This is a genomic window from Streptomyces sp. TLI_55 (assembly GCF_900206255.1).
GTDB lineage: Bacteria > Actinomycetota > Actinomycetes > Streptomycetales > Streptomycetaceae > Streptomyces > Streptomyces aquilus.
This window is the reverse complement of the sequence record NZ_OAOJ01000001.1, coordinates 4,540,714-4,556,661: the sequence shown is the minus strand read 5'-3', so window position 1 is coordinate 4,556,661 and position 15,948 is coordinate 4,540,714. Positions and strand designations below refer to the sequence as shown.

Annotated in this window: 16 protein-coding genes and 1 tRNA gene; 7 read left to right on the top strand and 10 right to left on the bottom strand. The window is 70.2% G+C overall.

Annotation, left to right across the window (positions count from 1 at the left end; genetic code table 11):
- Window positions 1-5: 5 nt before the first annotated feature.
- Complete coding sequence (locus CRP56_RS20895; RefSeq protein ID WP_179851077.1) at window positions 6-848, bottom strand: M24 family metallopeptidase; 843 nt, start codon at window positions 846-848, stop codon at window positions 6-8.
- A 261-nt stretch (window positions 849-1,109) separates the two neighbouring features.
- Between CRP56_RS20895 and CRP56_RS20890 the strand changes: the two genes are divergently transcribed.
- The 6 genes from CRP56_RS20890 to CRP56_RS47625 all read left to right on the top strand — a co-directional run bounded on the left by CRP56_RS20890 (window position 1,110) and on the right by CRP56_RS47625 (window position 5,333).
- Window positions 1,110-2,084 carry an ABC transporter ATP-binding protein gene (locus CRP56_RS20890; protein ID WP_097266156.1) on the top strand — a complete coding sequence of 325 codons (975 nt, stop codon included), beginning with the start codon at window positions 1,110-1,112 and terminating at the stop codon, window positions 2,082-2,084.
- The gene (locus CRP56_RS20885; RefSeq protein WP_097266154.1) at window positions 2,074-2,982 is read left to right on the top strand and encodes a hypothetical protein; all 909 of its coding nucleotides are present in this window, start codon (window positions 2,074-2,076) and stop codon (window positions 2,980-2,982) included. The genes CRP56_RS20890 and CRP56_RS20885 overlap by 11 nt, the downstream gene beginning before the upstream one ends.
- Window positions 2,979-3,890 (top strand): ABC transporter ATP-binding protein, encoded by a 912-nt coding sequence (locus tag CRP56_RS20880; protein WP_097266152.1) that lies wholly within the window; start codon window positions 2,979-2,981, stop codon window positions 3,888-3,890. Before CRP56_RS20885 ends, CRP56_RS20880 begins: the two co-directional genes overlap by 4 nt.
- Window positions 3,891-3,900: 10 nt before the next feature.
- Window positions 3,901-4,620, top strand: coding sequence for an ABC transporter permease subunit (locus CRP56_RS20875; protein WP_097266150.1), 720 nt, complete (start codon window positions 3,901-3,903; stop codon window positions 4,618-4,620).
- Between the two features lie 113 nt (window positions 4,621-4,733).
- Window positions 4,734-4,967, top strand: coding sequence for an SGM_3592 family protein (locus CRP56_RS20870; RefSeq protein WP_097266147.1), 234 nt, complete (start codon window positions 4,734-4,736; stop codon window positions 4,965-4,967).
- Between the two features lie 263 nt (window positions 4,968-5,230).
- Window positions 5,231-5,333 (top strand) — tRNA-OTHER (locus tag CRP56_RS47625).
- A 35-nt stretch (window positions 5,334-5,368) separates the two neighbouring features.
- On the opposite strand, the gene CRP56_RS20865 is transcribed toward CRP56_RS47625, so the two are convergent.
- The 9 genes from CRP56_RS20865 to CRP56_RS20825 all read right to left on the bottom strand — a co-directional run bounded on the left by CRP56_RS20865 (window position 5,369) and on the right by CRP56_RS20825 (window position 15,198).
- Window positions 5,369-6,193, bottom strand: coding sequence for an HAD family hydrolase (locus CRP56_RS20865; RefSeq protein WP_097266145.1), 825 nt, complete (start codon window positions 6,191-6,193; stop codon window positions 5,369-5,371).
- Complete coding sequence (serS, locus tag CRP56_RS20860) at window positions 6,190-7,467, bottom strand: serine--tRNA ligase (protein ID WP_097266143.1); 1,278 nt, start codon at window positions 7,465-7,467, stop codon at window positions 6,190-6,192. The genes CRP56_RS20865 and serS overlap by 4 nt, the downstream gene beginning before the upstream one ends.
- Window positions 7,468-8,030: 563 nt before the next feature.
- On the bottom strand, window positions 8,031-8,963 hold the full coding sequence (pheA, locus tag CRP56_RS20855; RefSeq protein WP_097266141.1) for a prephenate dehydratase: 933 nt from the start codon (window positions 8,961-8,963) through the stop codon (window positions 8,031-8,033).
- 107 nt (window positions 8,964-9,070) lie between these two features.
- Window positions 9,071-10,360, bottom strand: coding sequence for an iron uptake transporter deferrochelatase/peroxidase subunit (gene efeB / locus CRP56_RS20850; protein WP_097266139.1), 1,290 nt, complete (start codon window positions 10,358-10,360; stop codon window positions 9,071-9,073).
- A 6-nt stretch (window positions 10,361-10,366) separates the two neighbouring features.
- Window positions 10,367-12,277: a copper resistance CopC/CopD family protein gene (locus CRP56_RS20845; protein ID WP_097266137.1), complete on the bottom strand. Its 1,911-nt coding sequence runs from the start codon at window positions 12,275-12,277 to the stop codon at window positions 10,367-10,369.
- A 14-nt stretch (window positions 12,278-12,291) separates the two neighbouring features.
- Window positions 12,292-12,741 carry a copper chaperone PCu(A)C gene (locus CRP56_RS20840; RefSeq protein ID WP_179851076.1) on the bottom strand — a complete coding sequence of 150 codons (450 nt, stop codon included), beginning with the start codon at window positions 12,739-12,741 and terminating at the stop codon, window positions 12,292-12,294.
- The gene (locus tag CRP56_RS20835) at window positions 12,738-13,391 is read right to left on the bottom strand and encodes an SCO family protein (protein ID WP_097266135.1); all 654 of its coding nucleotides are present in this window, start codon (window positions 13,389-13,391) and stop codon (window positions 12,738-12,740) included. The genes CRP56_RS20840 and CRP56_RS20835 overlap by 4 nt, the downstream gene beginning before the upstream one ends.
- A gap of 92 nt (window positions 13,392-13,483) precedes the next feature.
- Complete coding sequence (locus CRP56_RS20830) at window positions 13,484-14,230, bottom strand: YcnI family copper-binding membrane protein (protein ID WP_097266133.1); 747 nt, start codon at window positions 14,228-14,230, stop codon at window positions 13,484-13,486.
- Between the two features lie 146 nt (window positions 14,231-14,376).
- On the bottom strand, window positions 14,377-15,198 hold the full coding sequence (locus tag CRP56_RS20825; protein WP_097266131.1) for a hypothetical protein: 822 nt from the start codon (window positions 15,196-15,198) through the stop codon (window positions 14,377-14,379).
- Between the two features lie 232 nt (window positions 15,199-15,430).
- Here CRP56_RS20825 and CRP56_RS20820 point away from each other — a divergent pair, with 232 nt between their 5' ends.
- Window positions 15,431-15,880, top strand: a complete 450-nt coding sequence (locus CRP56_RS20820; RefSeq protein WP_097266129.1) for an ATP-binding protein — start codon at window positions 15,431-15,433, stop codon at window positions 15,878-15,880.
- Window positions 15,881-15,948 lie beyond the last annotated feature (68 nt).

Genomic DNA, 15,948 nt, shown 5'->3' with positions numbered 1-15,948 from the left:
CCCGGTCACTTCCCCTCCGCCCAGCGCCGCACATGCGGCAGGTCGTCGTCCAGCCAGAAGGCGCTCTCCTCGGGGTCCTTGGAGTCGGTGACCACGAGGATCTCCTCGAACTTCGCGCCCGTGCCCCGGAATCCGAGGTGCGGTTCGACCGCCCACAGGCCCGGCTGCGGCGGATGGTCGGAGAAGCGGTACGGCGACCACAGCGGGGACCAGCCCTCGCGGTGGCCGTGCAGCGCGTCGGCCGCGAGGCCCTTGAGGGACTGGGTGCCGAACCCGAAGATCTTCGGTGACCAGCGGCGTTCCTTCACCCGGTCCACCTTGTGGGCGATCACCCCGAACGGGTAGGCGCGGTGCCGGTTCGCGTAGCCCTGGCGGACCATCAAGCGGTCCACGTCCTCGTAGATCGCGCGCAGCGGACGCCGCTCGCGCACCTCGCGCAGGATCAGCTCGCGGTGGGCCTCCAGGTCGTCCATCAGCTTGTCCTGCAGCGGGTTCAGACCGAGCGAGCCCGAGTAGCCGATGTCCGCGGTGAAACCGTCGTAGACCGGGGCCATGTCCAGGATGAACGGCATCCCGGGCTCCAGACGCCGGTCGGTGGGGAAGAACTGGAGCGGCACGCGGAAGTTCACGAACGCCGTACGGTCCCCGAACCAGGCGAAGGGGAGATGGAACCAGTCCCGCACCCCACGCTCACGCAGCCATGCGCGCTGCATCCGCGCCGCCTCGCGCTCGGTCACTCCGGGTTCCAGCCGCGCCGCCACGGCCTCGGCGCACTCGTACGCCAGCCGCTGGACCTTCCTGAATCCCCGCAGTTCCGCGGCCCGTTCGCCTGCAACTGCCGTTGTCATGCCACCCCGTCCCACCCAGTCCACGCCGACTGCGCTACGCGCCCGTAACTTGACACCGCCGAATGTGACAGTTGTTAGAGGCTGCGTCAATAGGCCGGGTCAGCCTGTGGAAAACCCTCGCCCGAGCCCCGCCGCGCGGCCCCTCCGTAACTCTCAGGCATGGCATCCCCTACGGGCCCGTACGTCTGGAGGCTGACCCGAAGACAGCTCTGCGGTGTGACGACCCGAGTGGCGCGGGTCACTACTGTCGAAGACGTGACTGTGATCGCGACCGAAAGCCTGAGCAAGCGGTTCCCCCGGGTGACCGCGCTTGACCGGCTCTCCGTGGACGTCGGACCCGGTGTGACGGGACTCGTCGGAGCCAACGGAGCCGGCAAGTCCACACTGATCAAGATCCTGCTGGGTCTGTCCCCCGCCACCGAGGGCCGCGCCGAGGTGCTCGGCCTCGACGTCGCCACCCAAGGCGGCGCCATCCGCGAGCGCGTCGGGTACATGCCGGAGCACGACTGCCTGCCGCCCGACGTCTCGGCCACCGAGTTCGTCGTCCACATGGCGCGCATGTCCGGCCTGCCGCCCACCGCCGCGCGCGAACGCACCGCGGACACCCTGCGCCATGTCGGCCTGTACGAGGAGCGCTACCGCCCCATCGGCGGCTACTCGACCGGCATGAAGCAGCGCGTCAAGCTCGCCCAGGCCCTCGTCCACGACCCGCAGCTGGTCTTCCTGGACGAGCCGACCAACGGCCTGGACCCGGTCGGCCGCGACGAGATGCTCGCCCTGATCCGGCGCATCCACACCGACTTCGGCATCTCGGTCCTGGTCACCTCCCACCTCCTGGGCGAACTGGAGCGCACCTGCGACCACGTGGTCGTCGTCGACGGCGGCAAGCTCCTGCGCTCCAGCTCCACCACCGACTTCACCCAGACCACCACCACCCTCGCGATCGAGGTCACCGACACCGACGAGCACCCGGACGGCACCCGCGCGGTCCGCGAAGCGCTCCACGCGCGCGGAGTGAGCGTCGAGGCGGGCAGCGGCCTGCCCGGCGCCGGCCACATCCTGCTGCTCACCGCGCAGGGCGAGGAGACGTACGACGTCGTCCGGGACGTCGTCGCCGACCTCGGCCTCGGCCTGATCCGCATGGAGCAGCGCCGCCACCACATCTCGGAGGTCTTCCAGGACGACCAGGAGACCGAGGAACAGCAGCGGAAGGAGGCCGTCGGCCATGGCAGCTGAACACCCGGTCGCCACCCCCGCGGGCGACCAGACCCGCATCCACAACATCGGCTACCGCTCCTACGACGGCCCACGCCTCGGCCGCTCCTACGCGACCCGGTCCCTGTACTCGCAGTCCCTGCGCGGCGCCTACGGCCTCGGCCGCTCGGTCAAGTCCAAGGTGCTGCCGATGCTGCTGTTCGTCGTGATGTGCGTCCCGGCGCTCATCATGGTCGCCGTCGCGGTCGCCACCAAGGCCAACGACCTGCCGGTCGACTACACCCGCTACGCGATCATCATGCAGTCCGTGATCTGCTTGTACGTCGCCTCGCAGGCCCCCCAGTCCGTCTCGCGCGACCTGCGCTTCAAGACCGTCCCGCTGTACTTCTCGCGGCCCATCGAGACCGCCGACTACGTCCGCGCCAAGTACGCGGCGCTGGCCTCGGCCATGTTCATCCTGACCGCGGCTCCCCTGCTCGTCCTCTACGTGGGCGCACTGCTGGCCAAGCTGGACTTCACCGACCAGACCAAGGGATTCGCACAGGGACTCGTCTCCGTGGCACTGCTCTCGCTGCTGTTCGCCGGCATCGGCCTGGTCATCGCGGCGGTCACCCCCAGGCGCGGCTTCGGCATCGCGGCCGTCATCGCCGTCTTCACCATCTCCTACGGCGCCGTCACCACCCTCCAGGCCATCGCCGACACCCAGGGCAGCACCTCCGCCATCCCGTGGATGGGCCTCTTCTCGCCGGTCACCCTCATCGACGGCGTGCAGTCCGCCTTCCTCGGCGCGACCCCGTCGCTGCCGGGCGGGCACGGGCCCTCGACCGGCCAGGGCGTGGTGTACGTCCTCGTCGTCCTCGGCCTGATCGCCGCCGGCTACGGCCTCATGCTGCGCCGCTACAAGAAGGTGGGACTGTGACCACGCTCTCCATCGACCACGTCTCGCGCTGGTTCGGCAACGTGGTCGCCGTCAACGACGTCACCATGACGATCGGCCCCGGCGTCACCGGCCTCCTCGGCCCCAACGGCGCCGGAAAGTCCACCCTCATCAACATGATGGGCGGCTTCCTCGCCCCCTCCACCGGCACCGTCACCCTCGACGGGCAGCCGACCTGGCGCAACGAGGCCATCTACAAGCACATCGGCATCGTCCCCGAGCGCGAGGCGATGTACGACTTCCTCACCGGCCGCGAATTCGTCGTCGCCAACGCCGAACTGCACGGCCTGGGCGCCAAGGCCGCCCAGAAGGCGCTCGCCACGGTCGAGATGGAGTACGCGCAGGACCGCAAGATCCAGACGTACTCCAAGGGCATGCGCCAGCGCGTGAAGATGGCCTCCGCCCTCGTCCACGACCCGTCGCTGCTCCTGCTCGACGAGCCCTTCAACGGCATGGACCCGCGCCAGCGCATGCAGCTCATGGACCTGCTGCGCCGCATGGGCGACGAGGGCCGCACGGTCCTGTTCTCGTCCCACATCCTCGAAGAGGTCGAGCAACTCGCCTGGCACATCGAGGTCGTGGTCGCCGGACGGCACGCCGCCAGCGGCGACTTCCGCAAGATCCGCCGCCTGATGACCGACCGCCCGCACCGCTACCTGGTGCGCTCCAGCGACGACCGCGCCCTCGCGGCCGCGCTGATCGCCGACCCGTCGACGTCCGGCATCGAAGTCGACCTGGCGGAGGGCGCGTTGCGCATCCAGGCCGTCGACTTCGGCCGCTTCACCGCCCTGCTGCCGAAGGTCGCCCGCGACCACGGCATCCGGCTGCTGACGGTCTCGCCGTCCGACGAGTCCCTCGAGTCCGTGTTCTCTTACCTGGTCGCGGCGTAGGAGGCCGAAGATGTACGACCCCACAGTCGCCCGACTCACCTACCGAGCCCTGCTCGGCCGTCGCCGGGCCCTCATCCTGGGCGCCCTGCCCCTGCTGCTGATCGTGATCTCGGTGATCGTGCGCGCCCTCGTCGGCGCCGACGACCAGACCACGTCCGACCTCCTCGGCGGCCTCGCGCTCGCCACCATGGTGCCGATCATCGGCGTCATCGCCGGCACCGGCGCGATCGGCCCGGAGATCGACGACGGCTCGGTGGTGTACCTGCTGTCCAAGCCGATCAAACGGCCCACGATCATCTTCACCAAGCTGATCGTCGCGATCGCGGTCACCATGGTCTTCTCGGCCCTGCCGACCCTGGTCGCCGGCCTCATCCTCAACGGCAACGGCCAGCAGATCGCCGTCGCCTACACGGTCGCCGCGCTGGTCTCCTCCATCGCCTACGCCGCCCTCTTCCTGCTGCTGGGCACGGTGTCCCGGCACGCGGTCGTCTTCGGCCTCGTCTACGCCCTCGTCTGGGAAGCCCTGTTCGGCTCCCTCGTCTCGGGTGCGCGCACGCTCAGCGTCCAGCAGTGGTCGCTGGCGGTGGCCCACAAGGTCGCCGGCGGGGACCTGGTCACCTCGGACGTGAGCCTGCCGACGGCCACGGTGCTGCTCGTCGTGGTGACGGTGCTGGCCACCTGGTACGCCGGACAGAAGCTGCGGACGCTGAAGCTGGTGGGCGAGGAGTAGGCGCCGCCAGGAGTAGGCACCGCCAGGAGTGAACGCTGCTCTTATTGACGGGGGCTTCACCCCCGTCCCGGCAGACTGTCCGGTCGGGAGACGCACGACGAGGAGGAACGGGGATGGCGGACGCGCACCGAGACGAGCGGGGCCGTTCCGGGGACGACACCTGGGACAGCCTCGTCCTCGACGACGACTTCATACGCTCCGCGCAGACCTCGGAGCCGTCCGCACGCGCCCGCATGCTCGCCGCCCGCTGGCGGGACGAGGCCCCCGAACCACAGCCCTGGCGCACCGACGAACCACCGGCGGGATGGTTCTTCAGCAAGGTCCGCCGCAGGTGGTGGCGCCGGTAGGCGAACACCCGGCCGATTAATTCAGTGGCGCCCAACTCGGCGTACCGGCACGATGGTTGTGTCCCCGCCGGAGAGTGACACCGGCGCCACGTTCTGGGAGAGGAGCCGGGCGACGTCCATGCACGACAGTACGTCCAGCTCCCGTCAGGGCAGTCCACGGAGGACTCCGGTGTAGTTACCCCACCGTCGAGTCCACCGCACCGGAACTGCCCGGGGCGGCCGCTTCGAGCACGCGATGTCGCTCTCGCGTGGGCCGCCCACCCGGAGGATTGGCCGAGAGGCAAGGCACCGGCTTGCGCTGTGCTCAATTAAAAGCGAGTCGCGGTCGGGGTAATCCCCGCGCACGTTCGATCCGTGCATCCTCCGCAAGACGCAATGACGTTCAACCGCCGTCACCGCCCCTAGCCGAGCAACCGCTCCAGCACCACCGCGATCCCGTCCTCCTCGTTGGAGGACGTCACCTCGTCGGCCACCGCCTTGAGCTCCTCGTGCGCGTTGGCCATCGCCACGCCCCGAGCCGCCCACCCGAACATCGGAATGTCGTTGGGCATGTCACCGAAGGCGATCGTCTCCGCGGCCTTCAGACCGAGCCGACGCGCCGCCAGCGACAACCCCGTCGCCTTCGACAGCCCCAGCGGCAGCAGCTCCACGATGCCCGCGCCCGCCATCGCGACGTTCACGAACCCGCCCGCGGCCTGCCGCGCGGCCTCCGCCAGCTCGTCGTCCGACAGCTCCGGATGCTGTATGTAGATCTTGTTCAGCGGCGCGGTCCACAGATCGGCCGCGTCCGTGAAGGGAGTGGTCGGCAGATCGCCGGTGAGCGCGTAGCCCTGCCCGACCAGCACCTCCCCGTCCAGCCCGTCCCGACTGGCCGCCAGGAACAGCGGACCGACCTCCGCCTCGATCTTCGCCAGCGCGACCCCGGCCAGCTGCCGGTCCAGCGTCACGGACGTCAGCAGCCGGTGCGCCCCGGCGTCGTACACCTGCGCGCCCTGCCCGCACACCGCGAGGCCCTCGTAGCCGAGGTCGTCGAGGATGTGCCGGGTCCAGGGGACCGCGCGGCCGGTCACCACGATGTGCGCGGCACCGGCCGCCGTGGCCGCGGCGAGCGCGGCACGGGTGCGGTCCGAGACCGACTCGTCGGAGCGCAGCAGCGTCCCGTCGAGGTCGGTCGCGATCAGCCGGTACGGGAAGCTCCCGGCCGCGGTCGAAGTCGCGTCGCTCACTTGGCGACCGGCTCCAGCACCTCACGGCCGCCCAGGTACGGGCGCAGCACCGCGGGGACGTGGACGGAGCCGTCGGCCTGCTGGTGGTTCTCCAGGATCGCCACGATCGTGCGCGGTACGGCGCACAGCGTGCCGTTGAGGGTCGCCAGCGGCTGCACCTTCTTGCCATCGCGCATGCGGACGGCGAGGCGGCGGGCCTGGAAGCTGTCGCAGTTGGACGCCGAGGTCAGCTCGCGGTACTTGCCCTGGGTCGGGATCCACGCCTCGCAGTCGTACTTGCGCGACGCGGAGGCGCCCAGGTCGCCCGAGGCGACGTCGATGACCTGGAACGGCAGCTCCAGGCCGGTCAGCCACTGCTTCTCCCAGTCCAGGAGCCGCTTGTGCTCGTTCTCGGCGTCCTCGGGAGCGACGTACGAGAACATCTCGACCTTGTCGAACTGGTGCACGCGGAAGATGCCGCGGGTGTCCTTGCCGTAGGTGCCGGCCTCGCGGCGGAAGCACGGCGAGAAGCCGGCGTAGCGCAGCGGCAGCTGGTCGGCCTCCAGGATCTCGTCCATGTGGTACGCGGCGAGCGGGACCTCGGAGGTGCCGACCAGGTAGTAGTCGTCCTTCTCCAGGTGGTACACGTTCTCCGCGGCCTGGCCGAGGAAGCCGGTGCCCTCCATGGCGCGCGGGCGGACCAGCGCGGGGGTGAGCATCGGGACGAAGCCGGCCTCGGTGGCCTGCGCGATCGCCGCGTTGACGAGCGCGAGCTCCAGGAGGGCGCCGACGCCGGTCAGGTAGTAGAAGCGCGAGCCGGAGACCTTGGCGCCGCGCTCGACGTCGATGGCGCCCAGCGCCTCGCCGAGCTCCAGGTGGTCCTTGGGCTCGAAGCCCTCGGCGCCGAAGTCGCGGATGGTGCCGTGCGTCTCCAGGACGACGAAGTCTTCTTCGCCGCCGACGGGCACGTCGGGGTGGACGAGGTTGCCGAGCTGGAGGGCGAGGCGCTTGGTCTCCTCGTCGGCCTCGTGCTGCTCGGCGTCGGCCGCCTTGACGTCGGCGGCCAGCTGGCTCGCCTTCTTCAGCAGCTCGGCCTTCTCGTCCCCGGAGGCCTTGGGAATGAGCTTGCCGAGCGACTTCTGCTCGGAACGCAGCTCGTCGAAGCGGACGCCGGACGACCTGCGCCGCTCGTCGGCAGACAGGAGGGAGTCGACGAGGGCGACGTCCTCTCCACGGGCGCGCTGCGACGCGCGCACTCGGTCGGGGTCCTCACGGAGCAGGCGAAGGTCAATCACGCGCTCAAGGCTACCGGTGCCGAGTGAGCGCCCACGACTCACTATTCCGCGCCGACCCCTTACCTACCGTTATGGGGCAATTGACCGGTGTAGGGGAGCGTGTCAATAAAAGGCGTCCCACTACCTGGAACGAAGCAACAGGTTAACGGCGGGTTGACTCGATTCCCTTGCGGGGAACGGGACTTGGGAGCGGCTTCGTCCACAGGAATCCACAGCGCCACAGAGTTATCCACAGGCTGTGCGAAAGATCTGTGGACTTCGGAAGTGATCATTCCTAATCGGCTCCCGCGGGCTGAGAATTCCCGATCCAAACGCTCTTCACGCCCACTTTCGGGTGGAAAAGGGTCGCCCCAAAGGATTGATCAATGGAAACGGGTGGACGAAGAGTGACCTGTGGGTCTGTGGACGAAGTTGGGCGCTGTAGGGCGATTTGTCGACTAGGTGGCGCTTCCATGTCGACTTGTCCCCAGGTCGAGATGGCGGCCTGTGGATAACTCCTGTGGATAACGAAAATATGCAGGTAGCAACGGACGGAAACGCTCCCCGAACGCACGGGAAACGGACTAGAAACGTCCGTCCTGGCAGCGCGCCACCCAGTCCGACGCCGACATGAACTCGTCGTCGGAAGTGCCGCGCAGCGGCGGACGCACCTCGTCCACGCTCGCGTCCGCACGCGGGTACGAACCGAGGTACCGCACCTCCAGGCAGATCCGCTTCAGTCCCATCAGCGCCTCGGCGACCCGGCGGTCGGAGATGTGGCCCTCGGCGTCGATGCAGAAGCAGTAGTTGCCGATGCCGGCGCCGGTGGGCCGGGACTGGAGCAGCATCAGGTTGATGCCGCGGGTGGCGAACTCGCCGAGCAGGTCGCGCAGGCCACCGGGGTGGTCGTCGCGCTGCCACAGGACGACGGAGGTCTTGTCGGCGCCGGTCGGCGCCGCGGGCCGGGCGGGGCGGCCGACCAGCACGAACCGTGTCTGCGCGTTCTCCGCGTCGTGGATGCCGGTCTCCAGGGCCTCGAGGCCGTACAGGGCGGCGGCGAATTCGCCGGCGAAGGCGGCGTCGTACTGCCCCTGCTGGACCAGTCGGGCGGCGTCCGCGTTGGAGGCGGCGGATTCCCAGTGGGCGTCCGGGAGGTTCTTCTTGAGCCAGTTGCGGACCTGCGGCTGGGCGGCGGGGTGCGCGGAGACGGTCTTGATCTCGGAGAGTTTCGTGCCGGGCCGGACCAGCAGCGCGAAGGTGATCGACAGCAGCACTTCGCGGTAGATCATCAGCGGCGCGCCCGCGACCAGCTCGTCGAGGGTGGTGGTGATGCCGCCCTCGACGGAGTTCTCGATCGGCACGAACGCGGCCTCGGCCTCGCCGCCGCGCACCGCGTCCAGGGCGGACTGCACGGACACGTACGGGATCAGCTCCCGCGTGGCCGCCTCCGGAAGCGTGCGCAGAGCGGCTTCGGTGAAGGTGCCCTCGGGACCGAGGTACGCATAGCTGGCTGGCATGACCTCACCCTAATGGGCCTTGCGTAACGCCGGACACTCGTCCCAGGACAGCCCCACCGCCGGGTGAACCGGCGTGACCGAACGCCGTCGCAACCGTTCGTGCGCGCTCAGCCCTCCAGCAGGCCCTGCCCCACGTACTCCCCTTCCGCCGCCCCGCCCGGCACCGCGAACAGGCCGCTCGACTCGTGGCGGATGTACCGCGACAGCGCGTCCCCGCGGTCGAGTTTGCGCTGGACGGGGACGAAGCCGCGCAGGGGGTCGGCCTGCCAGCAGACGAAGAGGAGGCCCGCGTCCGGGACGCCGTCCGTGTCGATGCCGTCGTGGAAGGACCAGGGGCGGCGGAGCATCGCCGCGCCCCCGTTCTGGTCGGGCCGGGTGATCCGGGCGTGGGCGTTGAGGGGGACGACCAGATCACCCTTGGCGTCGGTCTTCTCCAGGTCCATCGCGGTCGTCTCGGACCCGCCGGTCAGCGGCGCCCCGTCCGCCTTGTGACGCCCGATGACCTGCTCCTGCGCCTTGACCGTGAGCTGCTCCCAGTCGTCGAGGAGCATGCGGATACGGCGTACGACGGCGTAGGAGCCGTTCGCCATCCATGCGGGGTCTCCGGAGGAGGGGACGAAGATCCGCCGGTCGAAGTCGGGTTCCGTCGGCTTGGGGTTGCGGGTGCCGTCGATCTGGCCCATCAGGTTGCGGGCCGTCATGGGGTGGGCGGTGGCGCCCGGCGACCGGTTGAAGCCGTTCATCTGCCAGCGGACCTTCGCGGCGCCGCCGGCGTCCTTCTGGATCGCGCGCAGCGCGTGGAAGGCGACCAGGGCGTCGTCGGCGCCGATCTGCACCCACAGGTCGCCGTTGCTGCGCGCCTTGTCGAGCCGGTCGGAGGAGAAGGGGGGCAGTGGATCGAGGGCGACGGGCCGCTGTTTCTCCAGTCCGGTCCGGGCGAAGAAGCTGTGTCCGAAGCCGACGGTGATCGTCAGTGAGGACGGGCCGGCGTCGCGGGCGACATCCGTGTCGTCGTTCGCCATGGCCTCGCCCGCCATCAGCCGCCGTGCCGTCTGCGACCACCGGCGCAGCAGTGCGGCCGCGCCCTTGCGGCCCGCGCCCGCCGCCAGGTCGAAGGCGACGAGGTGGCCGCGGGCCTGGAGGCCCTGGAGGATGCCGGGCTGATGTTTCCCGTGAAACATCACCTCTTCGGCGCCGAGCGAGGTCAGCGGGGTGGCCTCGGCGGGCCGGGCGGCGTATCCCACGGCTCCGCCGGCCGCGCCGAGGACGAGTCCGGTGGCACCGGCGGTGCCGAGCAGCCGGCGTCGCGAAAGGCCCTCCTGGGGGGCGCTTTCGGAAACGTCGTCATTAACTGCCTTCTCGGGCGTCCGCGTCTGCGGAGGGGACTGGTCAGCCACGGTGGTTCAGCCGATCTGCGCGTTCTTGGAGACGGTGGTCTGGTCGATGTCGGAGGTCCGCACGGTGACGGCGATCTTCCAGTCGCCGGCCATGGGGAGCTGCACACCGCCGGCGGACCAGTGGCCGGTGGTGATGCGGTCGGGGGTGACGGGCAGCGGGCCGATGCCCTTGGCCTCCAGGGTGAAGGACACCTTCACCTCGGGGACGTCGAAGGCCCGGCCGTTGGGCCGCTCCACGTAGACGTGCATTTCGTTGGCGCCCACGCGCGCGGGGTTGAGGTCGACGCGGACGACGCCCTTGCCGTCCTCGCCGCCGGTGTCGAAGGGCATGTCGAGGGTGACCGCGGCGGACGAGTCGGCGGAGGAGGACGAGGAGGACGCGGACGAGGACGTGGCGGCCTTGGCGTCTTGTTCGGTGCGGCCGGGCTCGGTCTGGGTGAGCACGGTGGTGACGGCGAGCAGGACGACGGCGACGCCCGCCTCGGCGAGCACCGAGCGGCGCAGTCCGAACCGGTCGGGGTCGGCGTCGCGCTGCCGCTTGCGCCGGGCGGCGTCGACGGCGGCCTGCTGCCGGGCGAGCTGGGTGGCGCGTACGGAGTCGGCGCCGGCTGCCTTGGCCCCGACGTGCTCCTTCTCCCGTACGGCAGTCCCTTCCGCGTCAGCCTCTTCGGTCTTCGCGGTGGTCAGTGCCCGCGCGTCCCCCAGTCGTGCCGTCCACCGCCGGGAGATCCAGGCGATGCCGACGAGCAGTGCCACGAGTCCGATCTTGACGAGCAGCAGCTGGCCGTATCTGGTCTCGGTGAAGGCGGACCAGGAGCCGAGCTGCCGCCAGGACTGGTAGATGCCGGTGGCGACGAGGGCGAGGACGCTGCCGAAGGCGAGTGTGGAGAAGCGGCTGATGGCGGAGCGTTCGATGGGGGTGTCGGCGCGGTAGAGGGCCACGAGGAGGGTGCACAGGCCGCCCAGCCAGGCGGCGACGGCGAGCAGGTGGATCACGTCGACGGGCATCGCGATGCCGGTCTGGAGGCCGGTGGAGGCGTGTTCGGCCATGGCCCAGCTCGCGGCGAGCCCGGCGGCGACGACGGTGCCGCCGATGGCGAGCCCGAAGGTGAGGTCGCGCTTCTCCTCGTCCTCGCGCTTGTCGTAGGCGCCGAAGAGCACGGCGATGAACAGGGCCGCCGCGGCGAGCAGCAGCAGCCGGGAGACGAGGGCGGCGCCGGTCTTGGTCTGCAGGACCTGGCCGAGCAGGTTCAGGTCGAAGATGTCGCCGACGGAGCCGGTGCTGGTGTAGGAGCCGCGCAGGAGCAGCAGCAGGAGGGTGGCGGCGGTGAGCGCGAGCCATCCGGAGACGACGGTGCGCTGTACGGCGCGTACTCCGGAGCCGCGTTGCCAGCAGGCGAGGACGAAGGCGGCGCCGCCGATCATGACGGCGAAGCCGGCGTAGGAGACGTAGCGGCCGAAGCCGTAGAGCCAGCCGACGACCCCGCCCCCGGCGGTCTGGCCGGAGACGGAGACGCTGGTCTGGGAGGGGGCGCCGATGGAGAAGGTGTAGGCGCCGGCGACGGGGTGGCTGTCCTCGGAGACGACCTGGTAGGTGACGGTGTAGGTGCCGTCGGGCAGGCCGCTGTGGAGTTGTACGGCGTAGGTGGTGCCGCTGATGTTGGATGCCTTGCCCTGGTCGACGCGCTTGCCCTTGGGGTCGAGGACCCGCAGTGAGCCGTCGGACATGGCGACCTTCTCGGAGAAGGTGAGCGAGACCTGGTCCGGGGCCTTGTCGACCACCGTCCCCTGCTGGGGGTCGCTGCCGGTCAGCGCGGCGTGCGCGGAGGCCGGCCCGGCGCCGGCGAGGAGCAGTCCGGTCGCTGCGAGGAGCAGCAGTACCAGGACCCGTACGCGGGGGGCGATGGTCTTCGTCAAGGTGGTTCCCTCCCTCAGTGACCGGTCTTGGGGGTGTACGTCGCGGACTTCACCGGCATCTCGACGGTGACCGGGTCGGAGTCGGCGAAGTGCAGTTCGACGGTGACGGTCTGGCCCTGTTTCGGCTGGTGCTTCAGCTTCTCGAACATCAGGTGGGTGCCGCCGCTTTTGAACACGAGTTGACCGTGTGCGGGTACGTCGAGGCGGTTGGCCTGCTGCATGGCGGCGTCGACCGTCTCGTGCATGGTGACCTCGCCGAGGTCACTGGTCACGGACGTGAGCTCGTCCTTCGTACCGCCCTTGTTGGTGACGGTGAGGAAGCCGGCGGCCATGGTGTCGGAGACCGGCTGGGGCATGTAGGCGCCGGAGACGGACAGGTCGGCCGCGGTGTCGTCGGAGGTGCCGCAGCCCGCGAGCAGGAGGCCCCCGGTCAGTGCGACGCCGAGGAGCGCGGTGCGCTTCACGGGGTCGCTCCCTTGACGAGCTTGGGGAGGTCCTTGATGTAGTCGTCGACGGTGGCTTCCTCGGTGTAGAGGACGTATCCGCCGTCGGTCTTCGGGGAGAAGGCGACGACCTGGGTGCCGTGTGTCGAGACGATCTTGCCGTTCTTGTCCTTGTGCGGTGCCTCGATGGTGATGCCGAGGGTGCGGGCGCCGGCCTGGATGGTGGCGAAGTCGCCGGTGAGGCCGACGACCTGGGGGTCGATGCCCTTGAGCCACTTGCCGAGCGCCTTCGGGGTGTCCCGGTCGGGGTCGGTGGTGACGAAGACGACCCGCAGTTCGTTCTGCTGGGCCTTGGGCAGCTTGCTCTTGGCCACGGCGATGTTGCTCATGGTCGTCGGGCAGACGTCGGGGCAGTTGGTGTAGCCGAAGTAGATCAGGGTCGGCCGGCCCTTGGTCTGCTCGCGGAGGTCGTACTTCTTGCCGTTGGTGTCCGTGAGGACGAGGTCCGGCTTCTCGAACGGCTTGTCGAGGACGATGGCGGCCTTGGTGTTGGCGGAGTCCTCGGAGACCACGGAGACGGGCGAGCCGGTGTCGTCACCGCTGCCGCAGGCGGTCAGGGTCAGGGAGGCGGCGGCGAGGAGGGCGGCCGCGGCGAACGTCTTCTTGCGCATAGAGGAATGTCCCAGATGTGATGGCTCCGGCGTGCACCGGGGGCGGTACGGGTGGCTGTACCGCCCCCGGTGCGGCGCGCGGACGGTCGGACTCAGGCGTCGGCGCCCGGGCGCCTGCGCCCGGCGAGCACGCCGTAGGCGACGCCCAGGGCGCCGACGACGATGCCGACGACGCCGAGGACGCGGGCGGTGGTGTCACTGCTGTCGGCGGGGGCGGCGGTCTCGGCGGCGGTGTTCTCGGCCGGCTTGGAGTCGTCGGAGGCCTTCTCGGCGTCCGCCGAGCCGTGCGAGTGGCCGTCCTCGGTCGCCTCGGTCAGCGTCAGCACGGGCGCCGGGTTCTCCGGCTCCTCCTGGCCGTCCTGCTGGACCTCGATCCAGCGGACGACCTCCTTGTCGGAGTACGTCTGGATCGCCTTGAAGGTCAGTTCGTCCGCGTCCTCGGGGAGGGCGCCGACGGAGACCGGGAACTTCTGGAAGAAGCCCGGCTCGATGCCCTTGTCGGTGGCGGTCCAGGTGATCTTGGAGACGGCCTGGTCGATCTTCTCGCCGTGCATCTCGATCGGCTTGTCGAGTTTGGCCTTGGTGACCTTGACGTCCCAGCCGTCGATCGGCTCCGGCATCGCGGAGGCCAGCGGGTGGTCGGTCGGGAAGGTGACCTCCAGCTTGGTGGTCGACGCCTTGTCGCGCTCGTTCGGCACCTTGAAGTCGACGACCGCGTAGCCGCCCTTGGCCGCGGGGCCCTCGGGCTGCACGCTGACGTGCGCGAACGCGGGGGAGGACAGGACGACGACGGCCGAGGCGGTGAGGGCGCCGAGGGCGGCGACACGAGAGGTCTTCATGGAAAGGGGCACTCCACTTCGAGAGGTGGTTCCGGTGATGAAGAGGGGTACGCGCGCGTGGAGGTGCCCGACGGCTGTCGGACCCGGGCACGCGTACGGGGGCCGCACGACGGCGGCCTCCCCTTCCCGGGAAGTGGCGCGTCGTGTCAGGCGGCGAGTGCGAGAACGCCGGCGGCCGGCGGGCCGCGCCTGATCACCGTGTGCTGGAGTGCGGTGGTGCGGGGGGTGGGCGGCGCGAGCAGCGCGGTGCGCGGCAGCGCCGGGCCGGTCAGCGGTGCGCCGGGGAGCCCGGCACGCAGGGCGCGGACCAGGGCGAGCGCCCCGCGCAGGGACCGTACGAGCGCGCCCTCGGCGACTCCGTGCGCCGACAGTTCGGCCAGCCGCAGCAGCGCCAGGTCGCCGTGGCGCAGCAGCCAGCCGGCGGCCAGGGCCGCGAGGACGTGGCTGAGCAGCATCGGCAGGGAGGGCAGCAGCGAGACGGAGGAAGCGCCGGACATGGCGTTTGCGGACATGTCCATGGACGCGTGCATGTGGGTGCCCCGGTAGAGGCGTGCCTCGGTGAGGAGGTGGGCCGCCTGGGCCGGGCTGATCGCCGCCGCGGTGGTTCCGCAGACCAGGCGCGCGGCCTGCTCGACCAGGGACGCGTCGCTCATGCCGGCCATGGAGGCCATCGACGGCTTGGCCGCGGCGGTGTGCTGCCCGAGCCCGAACAGCGTGTGCAGCACGACCTGTCCGGTCGTGAGCAGGGCCGCGATGCCCGGCAGCGACCGCACGCGTCCGGCGAGCGGCGCGGCCACCACGGCCACCCCGAGGAATCCCGCGCCGAGGGTCCACAGCGGAACCGTGGCGCAGGAGGCGAGCACGTGACCGCCCGCGGCCAGCACGACGCAGACCGCGGCGAACACCGCGGCCCGCAGGACCCGGAGGCCGGTTCCGGTGCGCGCCGTGCGTGGGTGGGGGGCAGTCATGGCGGGCTCATCATCGCACTGGCCTCACGGCCGCCATACGGCAGGTCCACAAGATGACGTACGAGTCGTACGACCGGAAGATCACCTTCTGGTGCGAACGCGCCCCACATACCCCATCCAACGCCCCCTACGCATCCCCCATATGGGCGGCATCACGTCGACAGTGTGCTTACACCCGGTCGCGGGCGGCAATACGTAACGGTATGTCGAGCCGCGGCCGGGAGGCTGGAGCATGAGCATCTGGTGGTCACTCCATCTGCGGCGCGATGCTGCGAGCGTTCCGCTCGCCCGGCGCCTGCTGCTCGGCACCATGGAGACCGCGGGCGTCGACCCCGACGTCTGCTACGACCTCTCCGTCGCCCTCAGCGAGGCCTGCGCCAACGCCGTCGAGCACGGCGGGGACACCGGGCAGGGCGGCACCTCGGAGGCGTACCGCGTCACCGCTTACCTGGACGGCGAGAAGTGTCGTATCGAGGTCGCCGACTCCGGCCCCGGTTTCCTGCGCTCCGCACCGGCCGTCCGCCGCGCGCCCAGTGAGGCGGAGCACGGCCGCGGCCTGTGTCTGATCCAGGAACTCGCCGACCACGTCCACATCGGCAACAAGCCGGGCCGGGGCGGTGCGGTGGTCAGCTTCGACAAGATCCTCAAGTGGAAGAAGGACGCTCCGCTCATGGCGGTGTAGGGCTTTCCACATGATGGCGGTCTAGGGCTCTCCAAACGGCTCAACTGCCGTTGTCAGTGGCCCCGGTT

Coding starts and splice junctions, on each gene's coding strand:
- CRP56_RS20895 (WP_179851077.1), bottom strand. CDS start 848: ATGACAACGGCAGTTGCAGGCGAACGGGCCGCGGAACTGCGGGGATTC.
- CRP56_RS20885 (WP_097266154.1), top strand. CDS start 2,074: ATGGCAGCTGAACACCCGGTCGCCACCCCCGCGGGCGACCAGACCCGC.
- CRP56_RS20875 (WP_097266150.1), top strand. CDS start 3,901: ATGTACGACCCCACAGTCGCCCGACTCACCTACCGAGCCCTGCTCGGC.
- CRP56_RS20870 (WP_097266147.1), top strand. CDS start 4,734: ATGGCGGACGCGCACCGAGACGAGCGGGGCCGTTCCGGGGACGACACC.
- pheA (WP_097266141.1), bottom strand. CDS start 8,963: ATGCCAGCCAGCTATGCGTACCTCGGTCCCGAGGGCACCTTCACCGAA.
- CRP56_RS20835 (WP_097266135.1), bottom strand. CDS start 13,391: ATGCGCAAGAAGACGTTCGCCGCGGCCGCCCTCCTCGCCGCCGCCTCC.
- CRP56_RS20830 (WP_097266133.1), bottom strand. CDS start 14,230: ATGAAGACCTCTCGTGTCGCCGCCCTCGGCGCCCTCACCGCCTCGGCC.
- CRP56_RS20825 (WP_097266131.1), bottom strand. CDS start 15,198: ATGACTGCCCCCCACCCACGCACGGCGCGCACCGGAACCGGCCTCCGG.
- CRP56_RS20820 (WP_097266129.1), top strand. CDS start 15,431: ATGAGCATCTGGTGGTCACTCCATCTGCGGCGCGATGCTGCGAGCGTT.